We start from the raw sequence: 2,123 nt of genomic DNA, 5'->3' as shown, positions 1-2,123 counted from the left end.
TATTTATATGGGATAGTTGACAAATTTTACTTTGCAACATAATATAAATATTATAAATTAATAATTAAATCCTATGACAAGGATTAGTAGCTAAACAAACTTTATTACAGAGAGCTAAGAGTGGTGAGAGCTTAGCAAAAAGAATTTAGTGAATGGACCTTTGAGGAGCTAGGTGAAATAGATTACTAAATTAGCCAAAACGTGACTGCACGTTACAGCAGAAGTAGTGATATACTTTTTTAGTATATAATTTAGGTGGTACCGCGGAAAATTAGTCGCCCTATTCTTTTGAATAGGGTGTTTTTTATGCGACAAAAAATAATATGCAAAACTAAGGAGGACATTATGAATAGAATAGGTATAATAGGAGCAATGGATGAAGAAGTAGATATATTAGTTGAGCTTATGGATATAAAAGAAACTATAGAAAAAGCAAGCTTAAAATTCTACAAAGGAACATTAGAAGGAAAAGATATAGTATTAGTAAGATGTGGTATAGGTAAAGTAAACTCTGCACTTTGCGCACAAATATTAATAAGTGAATTTGATGTAGATGCAGTAGTTAATACTGGGGTTGCAGGTGCACTTTATTCAGAATTAGATGTTCAAGATATAGTAATATCAACTGATGCTATACAATATGATGTAGATACAACTGCATTTGGTGACCCAAAAGGAACAATACCAAGAATGGAAAGTTCTGTATTCGTTGCAGATGAAAGACTTATAAATGCAGCGTATGAATCATCAGTAAAAGAATCAAAATCTAATAGGGTGTTTAAAGGAAGAGTAGCTACAGGAGATATATTTATAAGCTCTAAAGAACTAAAAGATGAGTTAGTAAATGATTTTAATGCTTACTGTGGAGAAATGGAAGGTGGAGCAATAGCTCACGTTTGTACTTTAAATAAAGTTCCATTTGTAATAATAAGAGCAATGTCAGATAAAGCTGATGGAAGTGCAGAAGTTACTTATGATGAGTTTGTAAAAGTTGCAGCTCATAACTCTAAAGATATAGTTTTAAATATGTTAAAAGCATTATAGGGGGAAGTTAAATGAGTGAAAAGAAAATAATTTTCAGTGGTGCTCAACCATCTGGAAAAATGACTTTAGGAAATTACCTAGGGGCTATACAAAACTGGACTAAACTTCAAGATGAGTATGATTGTTTTTACAGTGTTGTTGATTTACATGCAATAACAGTACCACAAGAAGCTAAAAATTTAAGAGCAAATACTATGCAATTATTAGCTCAATACTTAGCTTGTGGATTAGACCCAGAAAAAAATACGATATTTATACAATCACATGTAAGTGCACATGCAGAGCTTATGTGGATATTAAATACAATGACTTATATGGGTGAGTTAAGTAGAATGACTCAATTTAAAGATAAATCACAAAAAAGTGAAGCAAACTTAAATGCAGGGTTATTTACTTATCCAGTACTTATGGCAGCAGATATACTTTTATATCAAACTGATTTAGTGCCAGTAGGAGAAGACCAAAAGCAACATTTAGAACTAGCTAGAGATTTAGCAGCTAGATTTAATAATAGATATTCACCTACATTTAAAATACCAGAACCATATATACCAAAAGAAGTAGGTAGAGTAATGAGTTTACAAGAACCTACTAAAAAAATGAGTAAGTCTGATGAAAATGAAAATGCATTTATACTTTTAGCAGATGATGCAGATACTATAAGAAGAAAAATAAAAAGAAGTGTTACAGATTCATTAGGAGTTATAAGCTACAATGATGATCAACCAGGAATAAAGAACTTATTAGAGATATATTCTAAATTAGGTAATAAATCTATAGAAGAATTAGTAGCTATGTATGAAGGCAAAGGATATGGAATATTCAAAGAAGATGTAGCAGAAGTTATAGTAGAGAGCTTAAGACCTATAAGAGAGCAGTATAATGACCTTTTAAATAATAAAGATTATTTAGAAAAAGTATATGCTATAGGTGCAGATAAGGCAGAAAGACAAGCTAGAAAAACTTTAAGAAAAGTTTATAAGAAAGTTGGATTAATAGAAAGAAAATTCTTATAAAATAAATGATAAAAAAGAGTTGAAATAATAATTCAACTCTTTTTTTATTTCRAATAAAAAGTT

Annotated in this window: 2 protein-coding genes and 1 other annotated feature; both genes read left to right on the top strand. The window is 30.0% G+C overall.

Annotation, left to right across the window (positions count from 1 at the left end):
* Window positions 1-64 precede the first annotated feature (64 nt).
* Window positions 65-286, top strand: a binding site (T-box leader).
* A gap of 59 nt (window positions 287-345) precedes the next feature.
* Window positions 346-1,044 (top strand): 5'-methylthioadenosine/adenosylhomocysteine nucleosidase, encoded by a 699-nt coding sequence (locus G3997_RS08025; RefSeq protein WP_296645244.1) that lies wholly within the window; start codon window positions 346-348, stop codon window positions 1,042-1,044.
* 11 nt (window positions 1,045-1,055) lie between these two features.
* Window positions 1,056-2,060 carry a tryptophan--tRNA ligase gene (gene trpS / locus G3997_RS08020; protein ID WP_296645241.1) on the top strand — a complete coding sequence of 335 codons (1,005 nt, stop codon included), beginning with the start codon at window positions 1,056-1,058 and terminating at the stop codon, window positions 2,058-2,060.
* Window positions 2,061-2,123: the final 63 nt, after the last annotated feature.

This window comes from Romboutsia sp. 13368 (assembly GCF_018336475.1).
Lineage (GTDB): Bacteria > Bacillota > Clostridia > Peptostreptococcales > Peptostreptococcaceae > Romboutsia.
Note: the sequence above shows the minus strand (reverse complement) of the source record. Positions and strands in the feature narration are given on the sequence as shown.